Raw genomic sequence first — 19,817 nt, 5'->3', positions numbered from 1 at the left:
CCCCGGGGCCTTCGCGATGTCGTTCGTTGGTCGGTCGAGCGTGTCGACCGCCCGCTCAGTCCTGGCTGAAGAAGGCCAGGATGCGCAGCAGGTTCGTGTAGATCCAGACCAGGCTCACCGTCATGGCGAACGCGGCGCGCCACGACTCGCGCTCGGGCAGGCGGTTGGCCACGCCCTGCTCGACGAAGTCGAAGTCCATGATCAGCATGAAGACACCGAGCACCAGGCCGGCGACCGCGGTCACCATGCCGAGGCCGCTGACCCCGAACAGGCCGATCTCGGCGCCGAACATGCTCAGGACGAGCTCCATCAGGCTCAGGCCGATCATGCCGAACACCGCGGCGACGACGAACTTGCGGAACTTGTCGCCGACCTTGATGTTGAGCACCTTGTAGGCCGTCAGCGTGCCGGCGAACGCGGCGAACGTGCCGATGACCGCGCCGGAGACGACACCGTCACCGAACTGCGCGTCGAAGAACTTGCTCAGCGCGCCCAGGGCGACGCCCTCGAGCACGCAGAACGCCAGCACGAGGGCCGGGCTGATGACCCGCTTGAACGAGTTGACCATCGACAGGGCGAAGGCGCCCAGGCTGCCGATCGTCATCGCGGCGATCAGGCTGCCGAGGTCCTCGTTGGTGGTGCGGGTGGTGATCTCCGGGGTGAGGATCCAGGTCGCCAGGGCGGCCACGATCACGACACCGAGGGAGATCCCGGTCTTCTGCACGACCGAGTCGATCGTCATCGGACCCGACGACTCGGGGGCGCGCGTCGGCGTTCCGGGCTGGCCCGGCTCGCCGGTGCCCCAGGTCGAGGGGTCGGTCCCGTACCCCTGGTACGAGGAGCCGTTACCGGCGTAGGTCTGGTTGCCGTAGGTGTTCGCGCCGCCGCGCTGGAACTCCTCGGAGCGGGTGAACACCGGGTTGTTGCTCTGCATTGGTCTCCTCCTTGGAGGCCTGGTCACCGTCTCTGTGACGGCTGGACCCTGTCTATACCCCCACTCTATGGGGTCGGTACCGGCTACAACGCCCCTGGGAGCCGGCACGTTCCCGATCAACCTGAGAGATCCCTGTGAGTCCACAGGCTCAGCGCCGCACCGTCAGCGGCGGCGGGCGAGGACCACGGTGTCGGTGACCGTGACCGGGGTGCCGTCGATCGTCTGCTCGCGGGTCGGCTCGTCGGCGACGACCACCTCCCACTCCTCCGCCGGCAGCGCGGCCAGCACCCGGTCGGGCCGGAACAGCAGGTCGGGGCGGCCGTGCGGGTTGCGCACCCCGGTCTCGTGGTCGGCGGGGTGGTGTCCGACGACGAGCAGGCGACCGCCCGGACGTACGGCGGCGCCCATGCGCTGGGTGATCTCGGCGAAGCGGTCGGCCGGCGGGTGCATGAAGTGCACCGAGACCAGGTCCATGTCGCCGGGCAGCTCGTCGCCGGCCATCAGGTCCACGCGCTCCCACGCCACCTTGTCCTCGACCCCGGCCTCCTCGGCGTGCGCCGCCGCCTTGAGCAGCGCTACCTCCGACACGTCCACACCGGTGGCCTCCCAGCCCTGCTGGGCCAGCCAGACCACGTCCGCGCCCTCCCCGCACCCGACGTCGAGCGCGCGCCCGGGCGTCAGGCCCTCGACCTGCTCGACCAGGCGGGGGTTGGGGTTGCCGCTCCAGACGCGGTCGGACTCGGCGTACCGGGCGTCCCAGGTCTCCTGCGTGTACATGTCGGCGAGGTCGCCGTGGTCGTGTTCGTGGCTCATGCCAGACACTCTGCCGCTTCAGGTCGACCTGAAGGCAAGCGCCCGGTTGGCGGGTTGCCTGGCGGGTACCGGTGAGGGATGGAGACCTCGACGACCGGCCGCACTCGCACGACCGACTCGGTGAGCCGAGGCGGCCGCGGGCTCGCGTGGGTGGTGCTCGCCGCCGCCGTGCTCGAGGTGGTCGCTCCGGTGGTCACGGTCAACGGCCCCGGCTCCTCGCCCGGCGCGGGCTCCGGTCCCGAGCTGCTGATCACGCCCGCGGGCTGGGCGTTCTCGATCTGGGGCGTCATCTACACGCTCGCGATCGTCCAGGCGATCGCCGTCCTGGTGGCCGGCCCGGACGGCGTGCCGCGACGGCTGCAGATCGACCAGATCGTGCTCTACCTCGGCGGCGCCCTGTGGATCGTGCTGGCCGGCCTGGACAGCAGCATCGCCACCGCCGCCGCGCTGGCCCTCATGCTCGTCGCCGCGGTCGACGGGGTGCTGACCGCCGCCCGCCACTCGATCGGCCCGTCCTGGCTGGCCCTGCTCACCCGCGCGGCCATCGGCCTGTACGCCGGCTGGGTCACCGCGGCCTTCTTCCTCAACGTCTCCACGGCCCTGGTCGACGCCGACGTCGTCGAGGTCGGCGACGTCGCGTGGCAGGTCGTCGTGGTCGGCATCGCCGTCGCGACCCTCCTGGTCGTCCTCGTCGCCAACCGCGGCAACCTCGCCTACGCCGCCGCGGGCCTCTGGGCCCTCCTCGGCATCACCGTCACCGGGCTGAGCGACGACACCACGGCGGTCGTCGTCGCGGCCGCCGTGTCCGCGGTCGTGCTGCTCGCCGCCGCCGGCGTGCTCACGAGACGAACTCGGTAGCCGACCCGGCGACCAGCTCCGCCAGCGCCCGGGTGGGCGCCAGGATGCGAGCCCGGTGGTTGCTGGCGTACGTCATCGTCGCCAGCCAGCGACCGTCCCGGAGCTGGCGGGCGGAGGCCACGCCCCGGTCCTCCCTCCCCGGGGGCTCCGGATAGCGGACCTGGACGCCGGCCCCCGGCGGCACGACGTACTGCAGCCCTCCGACGCGGCCTCCCGGGCGGGCCGCGTGGGCCGTGCGCCAGGTCCCCGAGAGGTCGGGCGCGGGGTCGTCGACCAGGCGGGCCGAGCCCAGCACTCGCCGGAGGATCTCTTCGTCTTGGCCCTCGGCGATGACGGCGTACTGGCCGGTGAACACGTGGCCCCGCCAGTCTTTGTTGGTGGCGGAGTGGGAGACCGGACGCAGGCCGGGGCCGACGCCGGAGTCGAACGTAGCGGAGCCGACGACCATGGCGCCGGCCCCGTCATCGCACGGGTCACGCTCGGCCGGGCCGAACCGGAGCCACGCGAACTCGCACCCCGAGGTGTCGAGCCGCGTCCACTCGTCCGGGAGGTCGACCAGGATCCGGGCGCCGTCCTCGTCCTGCCCCACCGGATCCCTCTCGACCAGCACCGTGTGCCACCCGGCCCCCGGGTCGCCGACGTCGGCCGCCGTGACGCCCCCGTCATCGACCCGAGTCGGCGCGTCGTCGCGCGAGGCGACGACGGCGACCGGGAGCGCGACCACGAGGACCGCGACGACCGCTGCGGCCACGAGGGTGCGGCGTCGGCGCCGCCCAGCCCGTGCCCGCGCGCGGTCGGCGAGGCCGTCGGCCCCCGGCGCGTCCTCGGCGTTGGCCACCAGCCCGTGAGTCACCCGCTCCTCGAAGTCGCTCATGCCTCCTCCTCCCCCAGCTCGGTCCGCAGCGCGGCCAGCCCGCGCGAGACGCGTGATCGCACCGACACCTCACGCACCCCGGTGAGCGCCGCGATCTCGGCGTACTCGAGCTGCTCGTAGTAGCGCAGCACCACCGCGGTGCGCTGCGCCTCGGGCAGGGCCCGGCAGGCGCGCCAGAGCCGGCTGCGCTCGTCCGGCTCGAGGCGCGCCACCTCGACCGCCGGTGTCCTCGTCGAGACGGCCTCCTCGACCGGCGACTCGCGCCGGCGCCATCGTCGCCACCAGGAGGTGTGGGCGTTGACGACCATCCGACGCACGTAGGCGTCCACGTCCTCGACGCGCCCGATCCGCTCCCAGCGAGGCAGGGCACGCGCCAGGGCGTCCTGGACGACGTCCTCGGCGTCCGCCGCATTGCCGGTCAGCGTGTAGGCCAGTCGCAACAGCGCGGGACCGCGCGCCGCGACCCAGTCGTCGAAGGCGGGCACCGCCATGCGCTGCTCCCCTCCGGCCTCGGGCCGGTCCGCGACCGTCTCCACACATCTTCAACGTTCGTGACCGGAGATGTGTGGCGAAACCTTCGGTGGCCGAGGCGACGCCTGGGAGTTCTGAGTCTCACTCGCGCCTGGTGAAGGCGACCTTCCCGCCGGGGAGCTGGGTCATGGCGTAGTCGGGGTGGTGGGCCAGGGTGTGGTGGCGTCGGCAGAGCAAGACGGCGTCGTCGACGGTGGTGTGACCGTCTTCGGACCAGGGGGTGAGGTGGTGGGCCTGGCACCAGGCTGAGGGGCGTTCGCAGCCCTGGGCGTAGCAGCCGCCGTGCTGGACCGCGAGCGCGATGCGTTGGGCCTTGGTGTGGAACCGGGCCTTGCGGCCCAGGTCGAGGACCTGCGACCGGGTGCCCAGGACGGCGGGGATGATCCCGGCCTGGCAGGCCAGTGTGCGGGCCAGGGCGGGGCTGATCCGGGTGCCGGTGTCGAGCTGGGCCGCCTTCAACCCGCCCATCAGCGTCTCCAGGGTCATGGTCACCACGACGGTGGCGTCCAGGCCGCCGGAGTCCGGGAGCCGGTCGACCGGGTAGCGCTGCACGTACTCGATCAGGGCGAGCCCCATCCCGTGCGGCGTACTGCCCTCACCGCCGGCCTGGGGGTTGGCGATCGCGCCGAGCTGTTTGCGGAACCGGTCCGCGACGTGGGTGGGGATCTGGAAGCGGCCGTAGGTGGTGCCATGGCCGTCGTCGTGCATCGTGAGCCGAGCCCTCTGCTCAGCACGGCGCTCCTCGGCCTCTAGCTGCTTGGCCTCGTGGGCCTCGCCAACCTCGGGCGCGAGGACGTCGAGGATCCGTCTGCCCAGGACCCGCAACGCTCTCGCGTCGTGGTGCGCGGCCTGGCCCAGCAGGTGCGCGCGGGCCTCCGCGCGGACCTCGGGTGGCAGGTCCTCGGGCAGGGCGTCGACTGCTTCGACGATGACCTGGGCCTGGTCGGTGAGGATCTCACCGCTCGCGAGTGCGGCGGCGACGCTGTCGTGGCGCTCCAACGCTTTGGCGAGCTTCATCGCTGCCGCGGTCGTGCGTTGGGTCTGGTGGGTGGTGTTGGCCCAGTAGACCGCGGTCGAGGTCGCCCCGGTCTCGGTCCCGACCTGGGTGGTGTCGGCGTGGGCGGCCAGGCGCAGCGTGAGCTCGTCGGCCTGGGCGCGCAGCCGGGTCGCGTCGGCCAGCGCCTGGGCGGTCTCGGTGGGGGTCATCGACCACACCGGGGTCTGGTTGAGGTCGGCGACTTGGGTGCGCAGTCGTGCCACTCCGGCGGCCACGGGGTGGCTCGCGGTGGGGGCGGCGGGGCTGCTCATAGGTCTACTCAAGCAGGTGCCACCGACAGTGGGTGGGTCGAGAATCCCCTTTATCCACAAGGGATCTGAGGACTTCTTCGACCATCTTCGTGAGGTGGTCTCGAGGCTCGCTTCGCTCGCACCTCGACCACCGAAAGCCCTCGGTGGTCGAGGTTCGAAGGCGCCCGCGCGCCCCTTCAGTGGTCGAGGTGCGAAGGCGTGCAACGCCTGAGCCTCGAGACCTGGTGACGTGACTGGCGACCTGACCGCCGTACCCCGACGCTGCTTCTCGGCTCACCGGGTCTCGAGGCTCGTCCCTTCGAGGCTCGCTGCGCTCGCACCTCAGGACAAGCGCTGGCGCTCCTCGCACCTCGACCACCGGAACGAGGGGCATGAGAGGCTGGCGGCATGTCTGAGGCAGCCGAGCCCGCGGCCCGGCGGGGGCGGCCGGGGTACGACCAGGCGACGGTGCTGCGGCGGGCGATCGAGCTGTTCAACCGGCAGGGGTACGACGGCACCAGCATGGGCGATCTGGCCGCGGAGCTGGGCCTGAGCAAGTCCGCGATCTACCACCACGTCCCGAGCAAGTCGCACCTGCTGGAGCAGGCACTGCACGAGGCGCTGGACGAGCTGACGACGCTGGTCGAGACGGCGGTGGACGAGTCCACGGGCACGGCGTACGAGCGGCTGCGCGAGGTGGTGCGCGAGAGCGTGCGGGTGCTGGTCGCCCATCAGGACGCGGTCACGCTGCTGCTGCGGGTGCGGGGCAACGGCGAGGTGGAGCAGGAGGCACTCGCCCGGCGGCGCTGGATCGACGCGCGCCTGGCCGAGCTGGTCGCGGCGGCCGTCGAGGAGGGGGCGCTGCGCGCGGACGTGGCGCCCGACCTGGTGAGCCGGCTGCTCTTCGGCATGGTCAACTCGCTGGTCGAGTGGTACCGCCCCGGTGGCGCGGTCGACACCGACGTCCTCTCGCACGCCATCACCACCATCGCCTTCGACGGGCTGGCCGCGCACCGCGCCTGATCAGCCCTCGCGCCGCGCGCTCACGCGTCGAAGTCGACGGTGACGACGTCGCTGACGGGGTAGGTCTGACAGGTCAGCACGAACCCGGCGTCGACCTCCGCCCTCTCCAGCGCGTAGTTGCGGCGCATGTCGACCTCGCCCTCGCGCACCAGCGCCCGGCAGGTGCCGCACACGCCGCCCTTGCAGGCGAACGGCAGGTCCGAGCGCGTCGCCTGCGCGCCGTCGAGGAGGGTCTGCCCGCGCGGCATCGGCGCCGTGGCCGAGAGCCCGTCGAGTACGACGGTCACGTCGCTGGTCTCGCCGTCGGCGACCGCGACCTCGCGCACCAGCTCCGGCGGCGGCTCGTCGACGTAGAAGAGCTCGAAGTGCACGCGGTCCTCGGGCACGCCGAGCTCGGCCAGCACCGACCGCGCGTCCTGGATCATCGCGAACGGGCCGCACAGCCAGACGTGGTCCATCGCCCGCGCGGGCACCAGCACCGACAGCAGGCGGCGCAGCCGGTCGGCGTCGAGCCGGCCGGAGAACAGCTCGGCGTCTCGGGGCTCGCGGCTCAGCACGTGCGAGAGCCGGAAGCGCCGGCCGTGGCGGTTCTTCAGGTCGCCGAGGTCCTCGGCAAACATCACCGACCCGCTCGTGCGGTTGCCGTAGAGCAGCGTCACCTCGGCCTCGGGGTGCCCGGCCAGGACGGTGCTCGCGATCGACAGCATCGGGGTGATGCCCGAGCCCGCGGCGATGCAGAGGTGCCGCCCCCCGGCGGCCGGGTCGGCGCGGAAGCTGCCGGTCGGCGTCTGCACCTCGACCTCGTCGCCGGGGCGCACCTCGCGCACCAGCCACGAGGAGAACAGCCCGTCCGGGATCTCGCGTACGCCGACCCGCGGCGGAGCGCCGACGGGCGCGCAGATCGAGTACGTACGCCGGTGCTCCTGGCCGTCGATCGTGCGGCGCAGCGTGAGCGACTGCCCGGCCTCGAAGGCGAAGGCGTCGCGCAGGTGCTCGGGCACGGCGAAGGTGATGGCCGCGGCGTCGTCGGTGAGCCGCTCGACGGCGGAGACGGTCAGGGTGTGGAAGACCGGCTGGACGCGGCCGCCGACGCGGGCGGGTGCCTCGGGGGCGATCGTCATCAGATCTCCTTCACGTGCTCGAACGGCTCGAGGCACGCCGTGCAGCGGTAGAGCGCCTTGCACGCCGTCGCCCCGAACTCCGAGGTCAGCTCCACCTCGGTCGCGCCGCAGCGCGGGCAGTGGATCGCGCGCCGGGTGGGCAGCAGGTTGAGCACGACCGGCCCGTCGCGGTGCTCGGCCGGCCCCGGCGGCGAGATGCCGTGCTCGGCCAGCGCCGCGCGGCCGCGCTCGGTGATCCAGTCGCTCGACCAGGCCGGGTCGAGCTCGACGCGCACCCGCACGTCGTCGTACCCGGCGTCGCGCAGGCGGTGCACCAGGTCGTCGCGCATGGTGGCCATCGCCGGGCAGCCGGAGTACGTCGGCGTGATCGCCACGACCACGGCGCCGCCGTCCTCGGAGACGTCGCGCAGCACGCCGAGGTCCTCGAGCGTGAGCATCGGCATCTCGGGGTCGGTGACCGTGCGCGCGACGTCGTACGCCGCGGTCATCAGGCTCACCACTGGCCCATCGGGTGGGCGCGGGCGACCACCTGCATCTCGGCGAGCATCCGGCTCAGGGCCTCGGTGTGCAGGCCGTCGCGGCCGGTGCGGCCGCGCACGCCGGCGAGCGCACGGCGCTCGGGGCGCTCGACGCCGCTCATGGCGAGCACCTGCTCGAGCACGACCTCGACCTCGTCGGCGACCTCGGCGGGCCGGACCCCCACGCCGGCCCCGGCGACCTGGTCCTCGACGTCGTGGGTGGCGAGGAGCTCGGGATAGAGCGGCCAGAGGTCGTCGAGCGCGGCGACCAGGCGGCGCCGGGACTCCTCGGTGCCCTGCGCGAGCGTCAGGAACCAGCGCCCGGCGTAGTCGCGGTGGTAGGCCAGCTCCTTGACGCCCTTGGCCGCGACGGCGGCGAGCACTCGGTCGCGGCTGCCCCGCAGCCGCTCCAGCAGCGCGAGCCGGACCGTCGAGAAGAGCAGGATCCGGCAGACCACGTGGGCGAAGTCGCCGTGGTCGACCTCGGCCATGCGCACGTTGCGGAAGTCGCCGGCCTCCCGGAAGAACGCGAGCGCGTCCTCGGGCGGCACCGGCGAGCCCTCCGGCAGCGACGGCACCACCGAGGCGTCGGCCGCCGCGGCGCGGGCGAGCAGCAGCCGCGCCTGGCCGAGCAGGTCGAGCGCGATGTTGGCCAGCGCGATGTCCTCCTCGAGGTCCGGGGCGTTGCTGCACCACTCCGAGACGCGGTGGGAGAGCACGAGCGCGTCGTCGGCCAGCATCAGGCAGTACGTCGCCAGCGCGGCCGGCGCGACACCCTCGGGCATCGTCACGTCCACGCCGGCGAGCGGGTCCTCGAAGGCAGTGCCGAAGGCCCACTGCGAGTCGTCGGAGCCGAGCAGGCCGTCGAAGACCGAGCCGTGCGCGTCGTTGGGGTCGGGTGCTCCGTGGGACATGTCAGTGGCCTTCACATGTGCGGCACGTCGGCCGGGATGTCGTAGAAGGTCGGGTGCCGGTAGACCTTGTCGCCGCTGGGCGCGAAGAACGGGTCCTTCTCGTCGGGGCTGGACGCGGTGATCGCCTCGGCGCGCACCACCCAGATGCTCACGCCCTCGTTGCGGCGCGTGTAGACGTCGCGCGCGTGGCGTACGGCCATCTCGTCGTCGGCCGCGTGCAGCGAGCCGACGTGGACGTGGTTGAGGCCGCGCTTGCCGCGCACGAACACCTCGTAGAGAGGCCACTCGGCCTGGACCTCGCTCATCGGGTCTCGACCCGCCCGTCGGCGCCTCGCGAGCTCGGCGCCGGGGCTCGCTCGACCTTCGCGCGGTCACGCTCGCGCTCCTGCGTCGCGCGTGCGTGCGCGCTCGCCGCCTCCCTGACCCACGCCCCGTCCTCGTGAGCCCGCCGCCGGTGGGCGATGCGCTGGCGGTTGCAGGGCCCGTCGCCCTTGACGACCTGCAGGAACTCGTCCCAGTCGGGGGTGCCGAAGTCGTGGTGGCCGCGCTCCTCGTTCCAACGCAGGTCGGGGTCGGGGAAGGTGACGCCGAGGGCCTCGGCCTGCGGCACGCTCATGTCGACGAAGCGCTGGCGCAGCTCGTCGTTGGTGTTGCGCTTGATCCCCCACGCCATCGACTGCGCGGAGTTGGGCGACTCGTCGTCGGGCGGGCCGAACATCATCAGCGCCGGCCACCAGAAACGGTCGACCGACTCCTGCACCATCGCGCGCTGCTCGTCGGTGCCGCGCATCATCGTCATCAACAGCTCGTAGCCCTGCCGCTGGTGGAAGGACTCCTCCTTGCAGATGCGGATCATGGCGCGGCCGTAGGGGCCGAACGACGTACGGCACAGCGGGACCTGGTTGCAGATCGCGGCGCCGTCGACGAGCCAGCCGATGGTGCCGACGTCGGCGTAGGTGAGCGTGGGGTAGTTGAAGATCGAGGAGTACTTCTGCTTCCCCTCGATGAGCATCTCGGTCAGCTCCCCGCGCGAGACGCCGAGGGTCTCGCAGGCGGAGTAGAGGTAGAGCCCGTGGCCGGCCTCGTCCTGCACCTTGGCCAGCAGGATCGCCTTGCGCCGCAGCGACGGGGCGCGCGTGATCCAGGCCCCCTCGGGCTGCATCCCGATGATCTCGGAGTGGGCGTGCTGGGCCACCTGGCGCACCAGCGTCTTTCGGTAGCCCTCGGGCATCCAGTCGCGCGGCTCGATGCGGTCGTGGTGGGCGATGGTCGCCTCGAACCCCTGCTGGAGCTCGCTCTCCGTCAGCGTCATCGGCACTCCTCGTCTATTTACTGACCGATCGGTCTGTAATACTGTGACACACGATCCGACCCCGCGCAACGAGTAGGAGACCGCCCGTGTCGAGACTTCTGGAGAGCTACGCCGCCGGCCGCTGGCACACCGCGAGCGACGAGGGCGCCCCGCTGCTCGACGCGGCCACCGGCGAGGAGGTCGCGCGGATCTCCGCGACCGGGCTCGACCTCGGCGAGATGACGACGTACGCCCGCACCGTCGGCGGCCCGGCCCTGCGCGCGCTGACCTTCCACGAGCGCGCGGCGCTGCTCAAGCAGCTGGCCAAGCACCTGGGCGTCGACAAGGACGAGCTCTACGACCTGTCCTTTCGCACCGGCGCGACCCGGCGCGACTCGATGGTCGACATCGACGGCGGCATCGGCACGCTCTTCAGCTACGCCAGCAAGGGCACCCGCGAGCTGCCCAACGACACCGTCGTCCTCGACGGCGGCCTGGAGCGCCTGGGCAGGACCGGCGCCTTCGTCGGCCAGCACGTCTACACCTCGCGCCCCGGCGTCGCGGTCCAGATCAACGCCTTCAACTTTCCCGTGTGGGGCATGCTCGAGAAGCTCGCGCCGGCGTTCCTCGCCGGCCTGCCGACCATCGTCAAGCCGGCCAGCCAGACCGCCTATCTCACCGAGCTCGCCGTACGCCGGATCGTGGAGTCGGGCATCCTGCCCGACGGCACCCTGCAGCTGCTGTGCGGCAGCGCGTCGGGGCTGCTGGACGAGCTGACCGTGCAGGACTCGGTGGCGTTCACCGGCTCGGCGCACACCGCCGGGATGCTGCGCAACCACACCAACGTGCTGCACGGCGGGGTACGGCTCGGCGTCGAGGCCGACTCGCTCAACTGCTCGATCCTCGGCCCCGACGTGACCGCGGACGACCCCGAGCTCGACCTGTTCGTCAAGGGTGTCGTCACCGAGATGACGGTCAAGGCCGGCCAGAAGTGCACCGCGATCCGCCGCGCGATCGTGCCGGCCGCGATGGCCGAGGTCGTCATCGAGGCGATCTCCGCCCGCCTGGCCAAGGTGAGCGTCGGCAACCCCGCCCACGAGGACGTCCGCATGGGCGCGCTGGCCTCGCTGGAGCAGCGCGACGAGGTGCGCAAGGCCGTGCAGCAGCTGCGCGCCTCGGCCGAGGTGGTCTTCGGCGACCCCGACCACGTCGAGGTCGTCGACGGCGACGCCGAGCGCGGCGCCTTCATGTCGCCGGTCCTGCTGCGCGCGCCGAAGGGCGCCGTGGAGGTCCACGACGTCGAGCCGTTCGGGCCGGTCAGCACCGTGCTCGCCTACGACTCCCTCGACGAGGCCGTCGAGCTGGCCGCCCGTGGCAAGGGCTCGCTGGTCGGCTCGCTCGTCACCCACGACCCCGACGTCGCCCGGCACGTCGTGCTCGGCGTCGCGCCGTGGCACGGCCGGATCCTGGTGCTCGACCGCGACGACGCGCCGGAGTCCACCGGCCACGGCTCCCCACTGCCGGTGCTCGTGCACGGCGGCCCCGGCCGGGCCGGCGGCGGCGAGGAGCTGGGCGGCGTACGCGGCGTCCTGCACCACCTGCAGCGCACCGCGATCCAGGCCTCCCCCGACATGATGACCGCGATCACCGGCCGCTGGACGACCGGCTCGGCGCGCGTCGAGGACGGGGTGCACCCGTTCCGCAAGAGCCTGGCCACGCTGGCGATCGGCGACACCATCACCTCCGAGGCGCGCACGGTCACCCTCGAGGACATCGAGCACTTCGCGGAGTTCACCGGCGACACGTTCTACGCCCACACCGACGAGGAAGCCGCCAAGCAGAACCCGCTCTTCGGAGGCATCGTCGCCCACGGCTACCTGGTCGTCTCGCTCGCGGCCGGGCTCTTCGTCGACCCCGACCCGGGCCCGGTGCTGGCCAACTTCGGCGTCGACCACCTGCGCTTCCTGACCCCGGTCAAGGCCGGCGACGCGATCGCGGTGACGCTCACCGTCAAGCAGATCACCCCGCGGTCGGGCGCCGACTACGGCGAGGTGCGGTGGGACGCTGTGGTCACCAACGCCGACGGCGACCCGGTCGCCACCTACGACGTGCTCACGCTCGTCGCGAAGGAGTGGGACCGCTGATGCACCGACTGACCGTGCAGTACTTCGACCCGGCGGACGCCGACGCCTTCCTCGCCGCCTACCGCGAGCGGCACGTCCCGCTCGCGCAGGCGGTCCCGGGCGTCGAGCGCCTCACCCTGAGCACCCCGCACGGCGACGGTGCGCCGTACCTCCAGGCGGAGCTGTGGTTCGCCGACCGCGAGTCGATGTTGGCCGGCCTGTCCTCCGCCGAGATGGGCGCGGCGGCCGCCGACGCGGAGACGTACGACGTCGCCCGGCGCGCGGCGTTCACCGGCGAGGTCGAGGAGATCTAGCGCGGCTTGGCCGCGACCATGAAGCAGCCGTAGGCGAGGTTGCGCGAGTGCACCTCGACCACGCCGGGCTCGGCGAGCAGGGTCGCGACGGCGTCGTGCGTCGGACCATGCTCGTGCACCCGGGTCGCCGGGTGGATGCATCCGCGCTCGTCGTAGGCGCGCAGCACCTGCGGTCGGCCCTCCCAGGACAGCGGGAACCGGTCGAGCCGCTCGGGGCCCTCGCACTCCTCGGCGTGGACGAAGACCGCACCGGTCTCGGCGTAGGGGCTGGGCGCCGGCAACGGCGGGCTGTAGGAGACGAGCAGCAGTCGCTCGCCTGCCGCCGCGTCCCGAAGACAGCAACGGACCCGCTCCCCGCCCGAGGCCACCAGCGCGGCGACGTCCTCGCTCGGACGCCCCTCGGCGCGCCAGGAGGCGAGCAGGTCGGGATCGATCAGCCGCAGCGTGAAGGGAACGGGCGACCGCACGGCGGAGGAGTCGGTGTTCATGCCGTCAGACTGCCTGCCGAAGGCCGCGCCGTGCTGGCGGGTATCGGACCTGACGCACGGCCCGGAATCAGGTCAGCGTCAGCGCTTCGGGCGCTGGTCGACGATGCGCCGCATCTTGCCCACCGACCGCTCGATCCCGCCCGGCTCGCGCACCTCGATGCCGACGCTGACGCCGATCGTGCTCTTGACCAGGTGCTGCAGGTGGCGGCCGGCCTCCTCCGCGGAGGCGGTCGCCACCCCCTCGCGGTGCTCGACGAGCACCGTCATCTCATCGAGGGTGCCGCCGCGCGAGAGCACGCACTGGAAGTGCGGCGAGAGCTCCGGCGTGCCGAGGAGCAGCTCCTCGATCTGGGTCGGGAAGAGGTTCACCCCGCGCAGGATGATCATGTCGTCGGTGCGGCCGGTGACCTTCTCCATGCGCCGCATGGTGCGCGCCGTACCGGGAAGCAGGCGGGTCAGGTCGCGGGTGCGGTAGCGGAACACCGGCATCGCCTGCTTGGTGAGCGAGGTGAACACCAGCTCCCCCCTCTCCCCGTCCGGCAACACCTCGCCGGTGACGGGGTCGACGACCTCGGGGTAGAAGTGGTCCTCCCAGACATGCAGGCCGTCCTTGGTCTCCACGCACTCCTGCGCGACGCCCGGCCCCATCACCTCCGAGAGCCCGTAGACGTCGACGGCGTCGATGCCGAGCGTCTGCTCCACCTCCAGGCGCATCTCGTTGGTCCACGGCTCCGCGCCGAAGATCCCGATCTCCAGCGACGTCGAGCGCGGGTCGACGCCCTGGCGGCGCATCTCGTCGACGATCGCGAGCATGTACGACGGCGTCACCATGATGATCCGCGGCTGGAAGTCGAGGATCAGCGTCACCTGCCGCTCGGTCATGCCGCCGGAGACCGGCACGACGGTGCAGCCCAGCCTCTCCGCGCCGTAGTGGGCGCCGAGCCCGCCGGTGAACAGCCCGTAGCCGTAGGCGTTGTGCAGCAGGTCGCCCGGCCGCCCGCCGGCCGCGCGGATGCTGCGCGCCATCACGGTGGCCCAGATGTCGAGGTCCTCGGCGGTGTAGCCGACCACCGTCGGCTTCCCCGTCGTCCCGGAGGAGGCGTGGATGCGCGACACCTGCTCGCGCGGCACCGCGAACATCCCGTAGGGGTAGTTGTCGCGCAGGTCCGCCTTGGTCGTGAACGGCAGCCTCGCCAGGTCGCCCAGCTCCCGTACGTCGTCCGGGTGCACCCCCGCCGCGTCCCACGCCGCCCGGTAGTGCGGCACGTGCGCGTAGGCGTGCTGCACCGTGGCGCGCAGCCGCTCCAGCTGCAGCGCCCGCAGCTCGTCGACCGACGCAGTCTCGATCGCCTCCAGCTCGCCCATGCCCATGCCCGCCAGTGCAGCACCCGCAAGCCCCACCGTCGACCCCTCCTCGGTGGTTGAGGTGCGACGAGCGCCAGCGAGGAGCCCTCCTCGGTGGTTGAGGTGCGACGAGCGCCAGCGAGGAGCCTCGAAACCACCCCAGCGACAAGCGCCACCACCCCGTCGACACCTCTAGGGGTGTGCCACGTCACCCCCAACCACGGGCATACTCGAAGTATGCAATCCATGGGGATCCTCGGCTCGGCCTGGCCCGGCGTCATCGATGAGACGCTCGACGTGGGCGACCGGCAGGTGCGCGTCCTGCGCGCCCCGGCCCGCAAGGGCGCCGAGGACGGTATGCCCCAGCTGCTGATCCACGGCCTCGGCGCCTCCGCCGTGACCTGGGTCGAGGTGATGCCCGGCCTCAGCGCGACCGGGCCCGTCGTCGCCGTCGACTTGCCGGGCTTCGGCCAGACCACGGCCGGCCCCGACGACGCCCTCACCGTGGACTCCTACGTCGCCTTCGTGCTCGAGGTCGCCGATGCCCTCGGCTGGACCCGCTTCGACCTGCACGGCAACTCGATGGGCGGCCTCATCGGCGTACTCCTCGCCGCTCAGCAGCCCGAGCGCGTGGCCCGGCTGGTGCTGGTCTCCCCCGCGTTGCCGCCCTCCCACCCGCTGCGCCTGCTGCTGCCCGCGCGCGCCACCATCGGCGGCATGGCTCCGCTGATGGCGTCCACCACCACCGCGGCCGCCCTCGGCCTCATCGGCGCCGGAGCCTCTTTCGACGAGCGCCGCAACCGCCACCTGCTGCGCCTGATCTTCACCGACCCCGACGGCGTACGCCCCGAGCTGATCGGCCTCATGGCCCAGGAGTTCGCCGACACCGACGACCAGGTCGTCGCCGGTCGCCGCCGTGCCCTGCGCACCGCCCTGCGCTCGATCGCAGCCCTCTGGGCAAGCCCCCGCCGCGTCCTGCGCGCCATCGCCGCCGTCGAGGCACCGACCCTCATCATCGGCGGCACCGCCGACGCCCTGGTCCCCGCCAAGGTCCTCCGCCAGGTCCTCCGCTCCCGCCCCGACTGGGTCGGCCACGTCCTCGACGACCGCCGCCACGCGCTGATGATGGAGAGCCCCGAGGAGTACCTCGACCTCGTCGAGCGCTGGGGCGAGGAGCTGCAGGAAGCCGTCTGAGGGTCACCACCGATGCCCACTGACGCTGACGACTCCTGGGACGTCATCCCCCTCCTCGCCCACCCGCCGGAGACCACCACGGACGGCGAGACCTGGCACGAGGTGGCCGAGCACGGCCCCGGCGTCCTCACACTCTGGTGCCTCCGTCACGACCGAGCGGCCAGCGCACCCGCCGGCGTACCGCCGTTGACCCGGGTGACGATGGAGGGTGCGGCAGGGCAGCGCAGCTGGGAGCGACCCCGTACGCCGCAGGAGCAGTCAGACGTGGACGACGACCTCGACGACCTCTTGGCCGAAGCAGGTGCGCCTGCGAGGCCGCGCGGCCGGCGCTGGTTCGTTCGACTTCCCCCAGACCGAGACCTCAAGGCGTCGCTCAACGAGTGGTGGCAAGAGATCTACCAACGTCTTGCCGACGCAGATCAGACGCCCGCCGAAGAGTTTCGGATGCTCAGCGAGATCCTGGCTCGGGAAGGGCTGCGCGGAAAGTCGCCGTGCTGGCGTCGGTCGCCCAGGCACCGCCCTCGTCGTCGGCGAGGCCCATGAGGTCGTGCGAGTTGGTCGCTGAGATGCCGAGTGGATAGGCCTTGCCCAGAAAGGCGTGCATGGAGTCCTGCCTAGCGCCTGCCCTACCGCGGCGATTGCACGCAGAGTCGGCACCCATTCCCCCGGCGCTGAACCCATCAGCCGCAAGGTCGAGCGTGGCTCGACGAACATCAGGTCAAGCCGGTCGAAGAAATGCGCGCGATTTCACCCCATCCGGTTCCAAAAATCTATGACAGCATCTGATGACCCTCGATCCAAGACCTTTTCGGGCTGCACTGTGAATGAAACCCAAAGTTTGGCTGGCCCGGAGGCGTTCAGCCCCCGTTCTGTTGCGAGCCCGCAGCCGACCAAAGCATCCGTGAAGTCGGCCCAGCATGGGTTGCTTGGATCTCGCATCCACTTGCTCGCACCATCACCGGGCACCCGACGACTCGCCTCCACTACGTAGACAGGGCGCGCCAGAGAAGCAAATCGGGTGAGAGTGGACTCGGCAAAGTCTTCCAGCGGAGTTCGCGAACGATCCTTGCGAATGGCATCCAACCGCTCATCCGCCCCATCGAGGCCCAGACCAGCAAGCATCTCCCAGACATCCACTTGGGACGTGACTAGTCGCGAGTTTCCATCAGGCCTCCCGTCGTACACCTCATCGATTCGCGTACGCACGTCTACCCGAAGGCGCTGAAGGTCAGCATTGCTGGAGCGAATGACCAGTTGCGACACATGACAGTTATTTAGTGCGACGTGCGCAACTGACGTTGTCTCCAACCGGCCGATGGAGCAGTTCGAAAGCCATACGTCGCCGACGAGGTCGTCATTGAGTGTGAGTCCCCGCAATGAGAGGTCCTGAAGTGCCGGAAGATCCTCCGTGGTCGCCTGCGCGACCGCTCGTTCTGCTAGAGACGACAGGTTCTGCACCAACAGTTCGTCTTCATTCGTGGATAGATTTCCGGAGTAGCCCAAGACACTAAGCACCGCCTGCAATTCAAGATCGACGAGGGTCTCGACCGTCGTATCCCCCAGCATCGTCTGGGAGAGATGATCGAGAAAATGGCCGAGCTTGGCTTCGGCTAGCATGTACGTGGAAACCAAGTACTGGGCGAGAAATGTTTCGAAGAATAGGTCATGCTCGAACGCGAATTGAATAGAGCTTTCTGATGATGCCTCCGACGATATTCCGCACAACACCGAGAGTCGGTCGCTCATGGGCTGATATCGACGTTCCGTGAGGTCCATCTCGAGTCCCGCCGAGCACGCAAGCACGAAAGTTTCGCGATCCAACGTCTGGACGTTTGCCTCAAACATCTCTCCGGCTATCTCCCGATAAACCGATTGGAGTTGAGCAACCGAAAGAGTCTCGCTTCCCTGACCAGGGGTAGACGCCAACTTTGACCGTTCCCGCTGCAAGTACCCATCGATCAGTATTTGGCGGAGGTCTACCCTCCCCGTCGCAAGCGCCCCCGTCTCAGCGGCGTACGAATGGAAAACCTTACTGAAGAAGGGGACGCCCAGAAGTTCGAGGTCGTTCTCGCTCAACCTCTCACGGAGGCCGGACCAGTGCGGATTCGCTTCAAAGAGCCGCTGAACGTCTGCTCGACTCCACCGATTGATTTCAAGAAGAGTATGAATGGCCGATTTACCAACTCGAACCTGTGCACGCTCCAGACTCGATTGGTACTGATTCGCTAGGTAGGAAGATCTAGCGGCGACCATCATGGCTCCTCGATCCCCCAACTTTTCTAGGGTTGGTCTGAGGATCTCGTGTGCGTCGCTGTACCCAGCGCCTCCCACGAGTTCGTCGAAACCGTCGACCACAATCACAAGCAGACCATTTCGACAGAGCGCTAGGACCGAGTCATAGTTCAGGTTTTGAGTGTCGACCACTGCCGCGTTTATGAGATCCTTAATGGACCTCAGGCCGGTACCGCTACAACTGACATATAGGTACAACGGCAATTGGCGCCCGGAGTTGGGCATGGCGCTTTCCAGTTCGTCATGACGGTCCATGGTGCAATTCAAGAGTGCGTGCGTTTTACCGATTCCAGCTTCGCCACTTAGAAAGAAGATCTGCGGCAGGCCCGCCACACTCACTGCAGCATCATCAACAAATGCACTGAGTCCCGTCTGCCCAGGCCCCTCTACTTTGATGCCCGCCTCGTCGCTAGCCTGGAATGTTGTTGCGATCTCAGAAGGGATTATCAAGGCTGGTGCGCCCGCGGTAAACCCGGCGGTAGCTTCTGCCTCGTTTTCCAGAAGCGTGAGTGTGCGAGACTTCAATCGTTCGATTACGACGCCCCAGTTGCTGATCTGGGTGAGAAATATGGAGTACCCCACCCACGTATTCCCATTGTTCCAGACCCACTGATTATCAGGCATCACTTTAAAGTCGTCGGTCCGGTCAATATCACCCGCACTCGACTTGAGAATCCAGCGAATTCGAAGTGTGTGACCCTCCAACGTGTGGCCCACAGGTCCCGTGCCTGGGCTCGCAAATCCAATCGTGTCCCGAATGAAGGCGCGATGAAGGCCGTCCAATTCGTCCTGTGCTGGCGCCTTTTGGGACTCCAAGTAGGGAGCCACGCTGGAGATTGTGGCATCGTCATCGAAAAAGTCGGCCTGCTCAGCAGAGATCGCGGAGATGAACTCGACACGGCCGCCTTTCCCAACAGACTGATACCAGCACACCCTTGAGTCGCGATACACGACAAGCGGAGCCAGAGTGACGTCCCCGAGCATGACGACGCCGTCGCGGATAGTGATCCCCCCGCAATCTTCGGCGTACTTCAAAATTGCGTCACTCGCTTGCTCGGCCCAATTGCGCCATCGGTTCAAGTATTCGTCACCCGCAGGAGCCGCCCCCCCGTGCAGGATGTAATTGCGGGTGGATTGCACCGTCATGCCCGGCGCCTGTCCCGTCAGAGCTGAAGCGATGTCACTTAAAGTCCGCGCCAGCAACTGTGCTGATTCATCTTCCCGGGAAGCCAGTTCGGTCATGATACCGAGGTACGAACCGTAACCCCCCAGTCGTGGAAGAGCCGGCGCGGGACTGGCTGATCCGCGTACCGCCAGGATGCATGTCGCGAGACGGGTGGCAGCTTCCAGGAATGCGGCGACCTCGTGGCACCCCGCGCTTCTCACTCGCTCTTCGTCATGACCTAACAGGTTCAGGTAGCCCCGTGTTTTCAGCATATTTGACTCTCTCATGATGGAGCCCGCGCCGTCGCTGCATCGGGCGTCAGGCTTGGTAGGCCTTGTGTCCGCTTCGGAGATGAGTTTGAACTTTCCTTCCCGCACGCGAGACCCTCGGCGTCGCCATCAGCACCGCGGAGTCCGGCAGCCCGATGCGCTGGGTGGAACATCTTCTCGTCAGGGCCTCTTCGCGCGCGTCCTCTAAACCTGCAACTGTGTTCCCGCCTTCGCGTCGCGGCTGATGTGGACGCGAGGCGGGCATTGCTACTGCGAGCTGACGTCCCCTCTTGAGCCACACCTCAACATGGTGATCGACGGGGACGCAGCCCGAAAAGGCAGCAACACTCGAAGTCCGGATGGGCAGCCGCAAGGAGAGCGCGCCCCGCTAACCACCTGGACCAAGTCTGGCCGGACACTGGTCCTAGGGGAATCGTCTAGTAGCCGCAATAGCCAACGCCAGG

Annotated in this window: 19 protein-coding genes; 6 read left to right on the top strand and 13 right to left on the bottom strand. The window is 69.7% G+C overall.

What is annotated here, in order from left to right:
* Positions 1-55: 55 nt before the first annotated feature.
* Positions 56-934 carry a Bax inhibitor-1/YccA family protein gene (locus LQ940_RS03675; protein ID WP_231243214.1) on the bottom strand — a complete coding sequence of 293 codons (879 nt, stop codon included), beginning with the start codon at positions 932-934 and terminating at the stop codon, positions 56-58.
* 162 nt (positions 935-1,096) lie between these two features.
* Positions 1,097-1,747 carry an SAM-dependent methyltransferase gene (locus tag LQ940_RS03670; RefSeq protein ID WP_231243213.1) on the bottom strand — a complete coding sequence of 217 codons (651 nt, stop codon included), beginning with the start codon at positions 1,745-1,747 and terminating at the stop codon, positions 1,097-1,099.
* A 78-nt stretch (positions 1,748-1,825) separates the two neighbouring features.
* Here LQ940_RS03670 and LQ940_RS03665 point away from each other — a divergent pair, with 78 nt between their 5' ends.
* Entirely contained in the window at positions 1,826-2,605 is a 780-nt protein-coding gene (locus LQ940_RS03665) for a hypothetical protein (RefSeq protein ID WP_231243212.1), read from the top strand.
* On the opposite strand, the gene LQ940_RS03660 is transcribed toward LQ940_RS03665, so the two are convergent.
* The 3 genes from LQ940_RS03660 to LQ940_RS03650 all read right to left on the bottom strand — a co-directional run bounded on the left by LQ940_RS03660 (position 2,586) and on the right by LQ940_RS03650 (position 5,318).
* On the bottom strand, positions 2,586-3,479 hold the full coding sequence (locus LQ940_RS03660; protein ID WP_231243211.1) for a hypothetical protein: 894 nt from the start codon (positions 3,477-3,479) through the stop codon (positions 2,586-2,588). The genes LQ940_RS03665 and LQ940_RS03660 overlap by 20 nt on opposite strands.
* Entirely contained in the window at positions 3,476-4,015 is a 540-nt protein-coding gene (locus LQ940_RS03655) for a SigE family RNA polymerase sigma factor (RefSeq protein ID WP_231243210.1), read from the bottom strand. Before LQ940_RS03655 ends, LQ940_RS03660 begins: the two co-directional genes overlap by 4 nt.
* A gap of 76 nt (positions 4,016-4,091) precedes the next feature.
* Positions 4,092-5,318: an HNH endonuclease signature motif containing protein gene (locus tag LQ940_RS03650; RefSeq protein WP_231243209.1), complete on the bottom strand. Its 1,227-nt coding sequence runs from the start codon at positions 5,316-5,318 to the stop codon at positions 4,092-4,094.
* A 387-nt stretch (positions 5,319-5,705) separates the two neighbouring features.
* On the opposite strand from LQ940_RS03650, the gene LQ940_RS03645 reads away from it, so the two are divergent.
* Positions 5,706-6,320, top strand: a complete 615-nt coding sequence (locus tag LQ940_RS03645) for a TetR/AcrR family transcriptional regulator (RefSeq protein WP_231243208.1) — start codon at positions 5,706-5,708, stop codon at positions 6,318-6,320.
* Between the two features lie 20 nt (positions 6,321-6,340).
* On the opposite strand, the gene paaE is transcribed toward LQ940_RS03645, so the two are convergent.
* From paaE to paaA, 5 genes are read right to left on the bottom strand one after another with little or no spacing between them, the layout of a single operon-like run.
* The gene (paaE, locus tag LQ940_RS03640) at positions 6,341-7,441 is read right to left on the bottom strand and encodes a 1,2-phenylacetyl-CoA epoxidase subunit PaaE (protein ID WP_231243207.1); all 1,101 of its coding nucleotides are present in this window, start codon (positions 7,439-7,441) and stop codon (positions 6,341-6,343) included.
* Positions 7,441-7,929, bottom strand: a complete 489-nt coding sequence (paaD, locus tag LQ940_RS03635; protein WP_231243426.1) for a 1,2-phenylacetyl-CoA epoxidase subunit PaaD — start codon at positions 7,927-7,929, stop codon at positions 7,441-7,443. The genes paaE and paaD overlap by 1 nt, the downstream gene beginning before the upstream one ends.
* Before the next feature lie 5 nt (positions 7,930-7,934).
* Positions 7,935-8,873, bottom strand: a complete 939-nt coding sequence (paaC, locus tag LQ940_RS03630; protein ID WP_231243206.1) for a 1,2-phenylacetyl-CoA epoxidase subunit PaaC — start codon at positions 8,871-8,873, stop codon at positions 7,935-7,937.
* Positions 8,874-8,884: 11 nt separating this feature from the next.
* The gene (gene paaB, locus LQ940_RS03625; protein WP_231243205.1) at positions 8,885-9,178 is read right to left on the bottom strand and encodes a 1,2-phenylacetyl-CoA epoxidase subunit PaaB; all 294 of its coding nucleotides are present in this window, start codon (positions 9,176-9,178) and stop codon (positions 8,885-8,887) included.
* Positions 9,175-10,185 (bottom strand): 1,2-phenylacetyl-CoA epoxidase subunit PaaA, encoded by a 1,011-nt coding sequence (gene paaA / locus LQ940_RS03620; protein WP_231243204.1) that lies wholly within the window; start codon positions 10,183-10,185, stop codon positions 9,175-9,177. Before paaA ends, paaB begins: the two co-directional genes overlap by 4 nt.
* 86 nt (positions 10,186-10,271) lie before the next feature.
* On the opposite strand from paaA, the gene paaZ reads away from it, so the two are divergent.
* Together paaZ and LQ940_RS03610 are read left to right on the top strand one after the other, a co-directional pair.
* Positions 10,272-12,308 (top strand): phenylacetic acid degradation bifunctional protein PaaZ, encoded by a 2,037-nt coding sequence (gene paaZ, locus LQ940_RS03615; RefSeq protein ID WP_231243203.1) that lies wholly within the window; start codon positions 10,272-10,274, stop codon positions 12,306-12,308.
* Positions 12,308-12,601, top strand: a complete 294-nt coding sequence (locus tag LQ940_RS03610; RefSeq protein WP_231243202.1) for an EthD family reductase — start codon at positions 12,308-12,310, stop codon at positions 12,599-12,601. Before paaZ ends, LQ940_RS03610 begins: the two co-directional genes overlap by 1 nt.
* On the opposite strand, the gene LQ940_RS03605 is transcribed toward LQ940_RS03610, so the two are convergent.
* Together LQ940_RS03605 and paaK are read right to left on the bottom strand one after the other, a co-directional pair.
* A complete protein-coding gene (locus tag LQ940_RS03605) occupies positions 12,598-13,089 on the bottom strand; it encodes a DUF1203 domain-containing protein (RefSeq protein ID WP_231243201.1) in 492 nt (163 codons plus the stop codon). The two genes, LQ940_RS03610 and LQ940_RS03605, sit on opposite strands and share 4 nt — an antisense overlap.
* Before the next feature lie 78 nt (positions 13,090-13,167).
* Positions 13,168-14,490, bottom strand: coding sequence for a phenylacetate--CoA ligase PaaK (paaK, locus tag LQ940_RS03600; RefSeq protein WP_231243200.1), 1,323 nt, complete (start codon positions 14,488-14,490; stop codon positions 13,168-13,170).
* Positions 14,491-14,670: 180 nt separating this feature from the next.
* Here paaK and LQ940_RS03595 point away from each other — a divergent pair, with 180 nt between their 5' ends.
* Positions 14,671-15,627 carry an alpha/beta fold hydrolase gene (locus LQ940_RS03595; RefSeq protein WP_231243199.1) on the top strand — a complete coding sequence of 319 codons (957 nt, stop codon included), beginning with the start codon at positions 14,671-14,673 and terminating at the stop codon, positions 15,625-15,627.
* A gap of 12 nt (positions 15,628-15,639) precedes the next feature.
* Positions 15,640-16,170 carry a DUF5956 family protein gene (locus tag LQ940_RS21860; RefSeq protein WP_374229527.1) on the top strand — a complete coding sequence of 177 codons (531 nt, stop codon included), beginning with the start codon at positions 15,640-15,642 and terminating at the stop codon, positions 16,168-16,170.
* A gap of 204 nt (positions 16,171-16,374) precedes the next feature.
* On the opposite strand, the gene LQ940_RS03590 is transcribed toward LQ940_RS21860, so the two are convergent.
* Entirely contained in the window at positions 16,375-19,161 is a 2,787-nt protein-coding gene (locus LQ940_RS03590; protein ID WP_231243198.1) for an NACHT domain-containing protein, read from the bottom strand.
* Positions 19,162-19,817: the final 656 nt, after the last annotated feature.

This window comes from Nocardioides sp. cx-173 (assembly GCF_021117365.1).
Taxonomy (GTDB): Bacteria; Actinomycetota; Actinomycetes; order Propionibacteriales; family Nocardioidaceae; genus Nocardioides.
The sequence above is the reverse complement of the archived record's forward strand: the minus strand, read 5'-3'. Positions and strand labels throughout refer to the sequence as shown.

Excerpts from the sequence above, each read along its gene's own strand:
- LQ940_RS03675 (WP_231243214.1), bottom strand. The coding sequence starts at position 934 with ATGCAGAGCAACAACCCGGTGTTCACCCGCTCCGAGGAGTTCCAGCGC.
- LQ940_RS03670 (WP_231243213.1), bottom strand. The coding sequence starts at position 1,747 with ATGAGCCACGAACACGACCACGGCGACCTCGCCGACATGTACACGCAG.
- LQ940_RS03665 (WP_231243212.1), top strand. The coding sequence starts at position 1,826 with ATGGAGACCTCGACGACCGGCCGCACTCGCACGACCGACTCGGTGAGC.
- LQ940_RS03660 (WP_231243211.1), bottom strand. The coding sequence starts at position 3,479 with ATGAGCGACTTCGAGGAGCGGGTGACTCACGGGCTGGTGGCCAACGCC.
- LQ940_RS03650 (WP_231243209.1), bottom strand. The coding sequence starts at position 5,318 with ATGAGCAGCCCCGCCGCCCCCACCGCGAGCCACCCCGTGGCCGCCGGA.
- LQ940_RS03645 (WP_231243208.1), top strand. The coding sequence starts at position 5,706 with ATGTCTGAGGCAGCCGAGCCCGCGGCCCGGCGGGGGCGGCCGGGGTAC.
- paaE (WP_231243207.1), bottom strand. The coding sequence starts at position 7,441 with ATGACGATCGCCCCCGAGGCACCCGCCCGCGTCGGCGGCCGCGTCCAG.
- paaD (WP_231243426.1), bottom strand. The coding sequence starts at position 7,929 with ATGACCGCGGCGTACGACGTCGCGCGCACGGTCACCGACCCCGAGATG.
- paaC (WP_231243206.1), bottom strand. The coding sequence starts at position 8,873 with ATGTCCCACGGAGCACCCGACCCCAACGACGCGCACGGCTCGGTCTTC.
- paaB (WP_231243205.1), bottom strand. The coding sequence starts at position 9,178 with ATGAGCGAGGTCCAGGCCGAGTGGCCTCTCTACGAGGTGTTCGTGCGC.
- paaA (WP_231243204.1), bottom strand. The coding sequence starts at position 10,185 with ATGACGCTGACGGAGAGCGAGCTCCAGCAGGGGTTCGAGGCGACCATC.
- LQ940_RS03610 (WP_231243202.1), top strand. The coding sequence starts at position 12,308 with ATGCACCGACTGACCGTGCAGTACTTCGACCCGGCGGACGCCGACGCC.
- LQ940_RS03605 (WP_231243201.1), bottom strand. The coding sequence starts at position 13,089 with ATGAACACCGACTCCTCCGCCGTGCGGTCGCCCGTTCCCTTCACGCTG.
- LQ940_RS03595 (WP_231243199.1), top strand. The coding sequence starts at position 14,671 with ATGCAATCCATGGGGATCCTCGGCTCGGCCTGGCCCGGCGTCATCGAT.
- LQ940_RS21860 (WP_374229527.1), top strand. The coding sequence starts at position 15,640 with ATGCCCACTGACGCTGACGACTCCTGGGACGTCATCCCCCTCCTCGCC.
- LQ940_RS03590 (WP_231243198.1), bottom strand. The coding sequence starts at position 19,161 with ATGACCGAACTGGCTTCCCGGGAAGATGAATCAGCACAGTTGCTGGCG.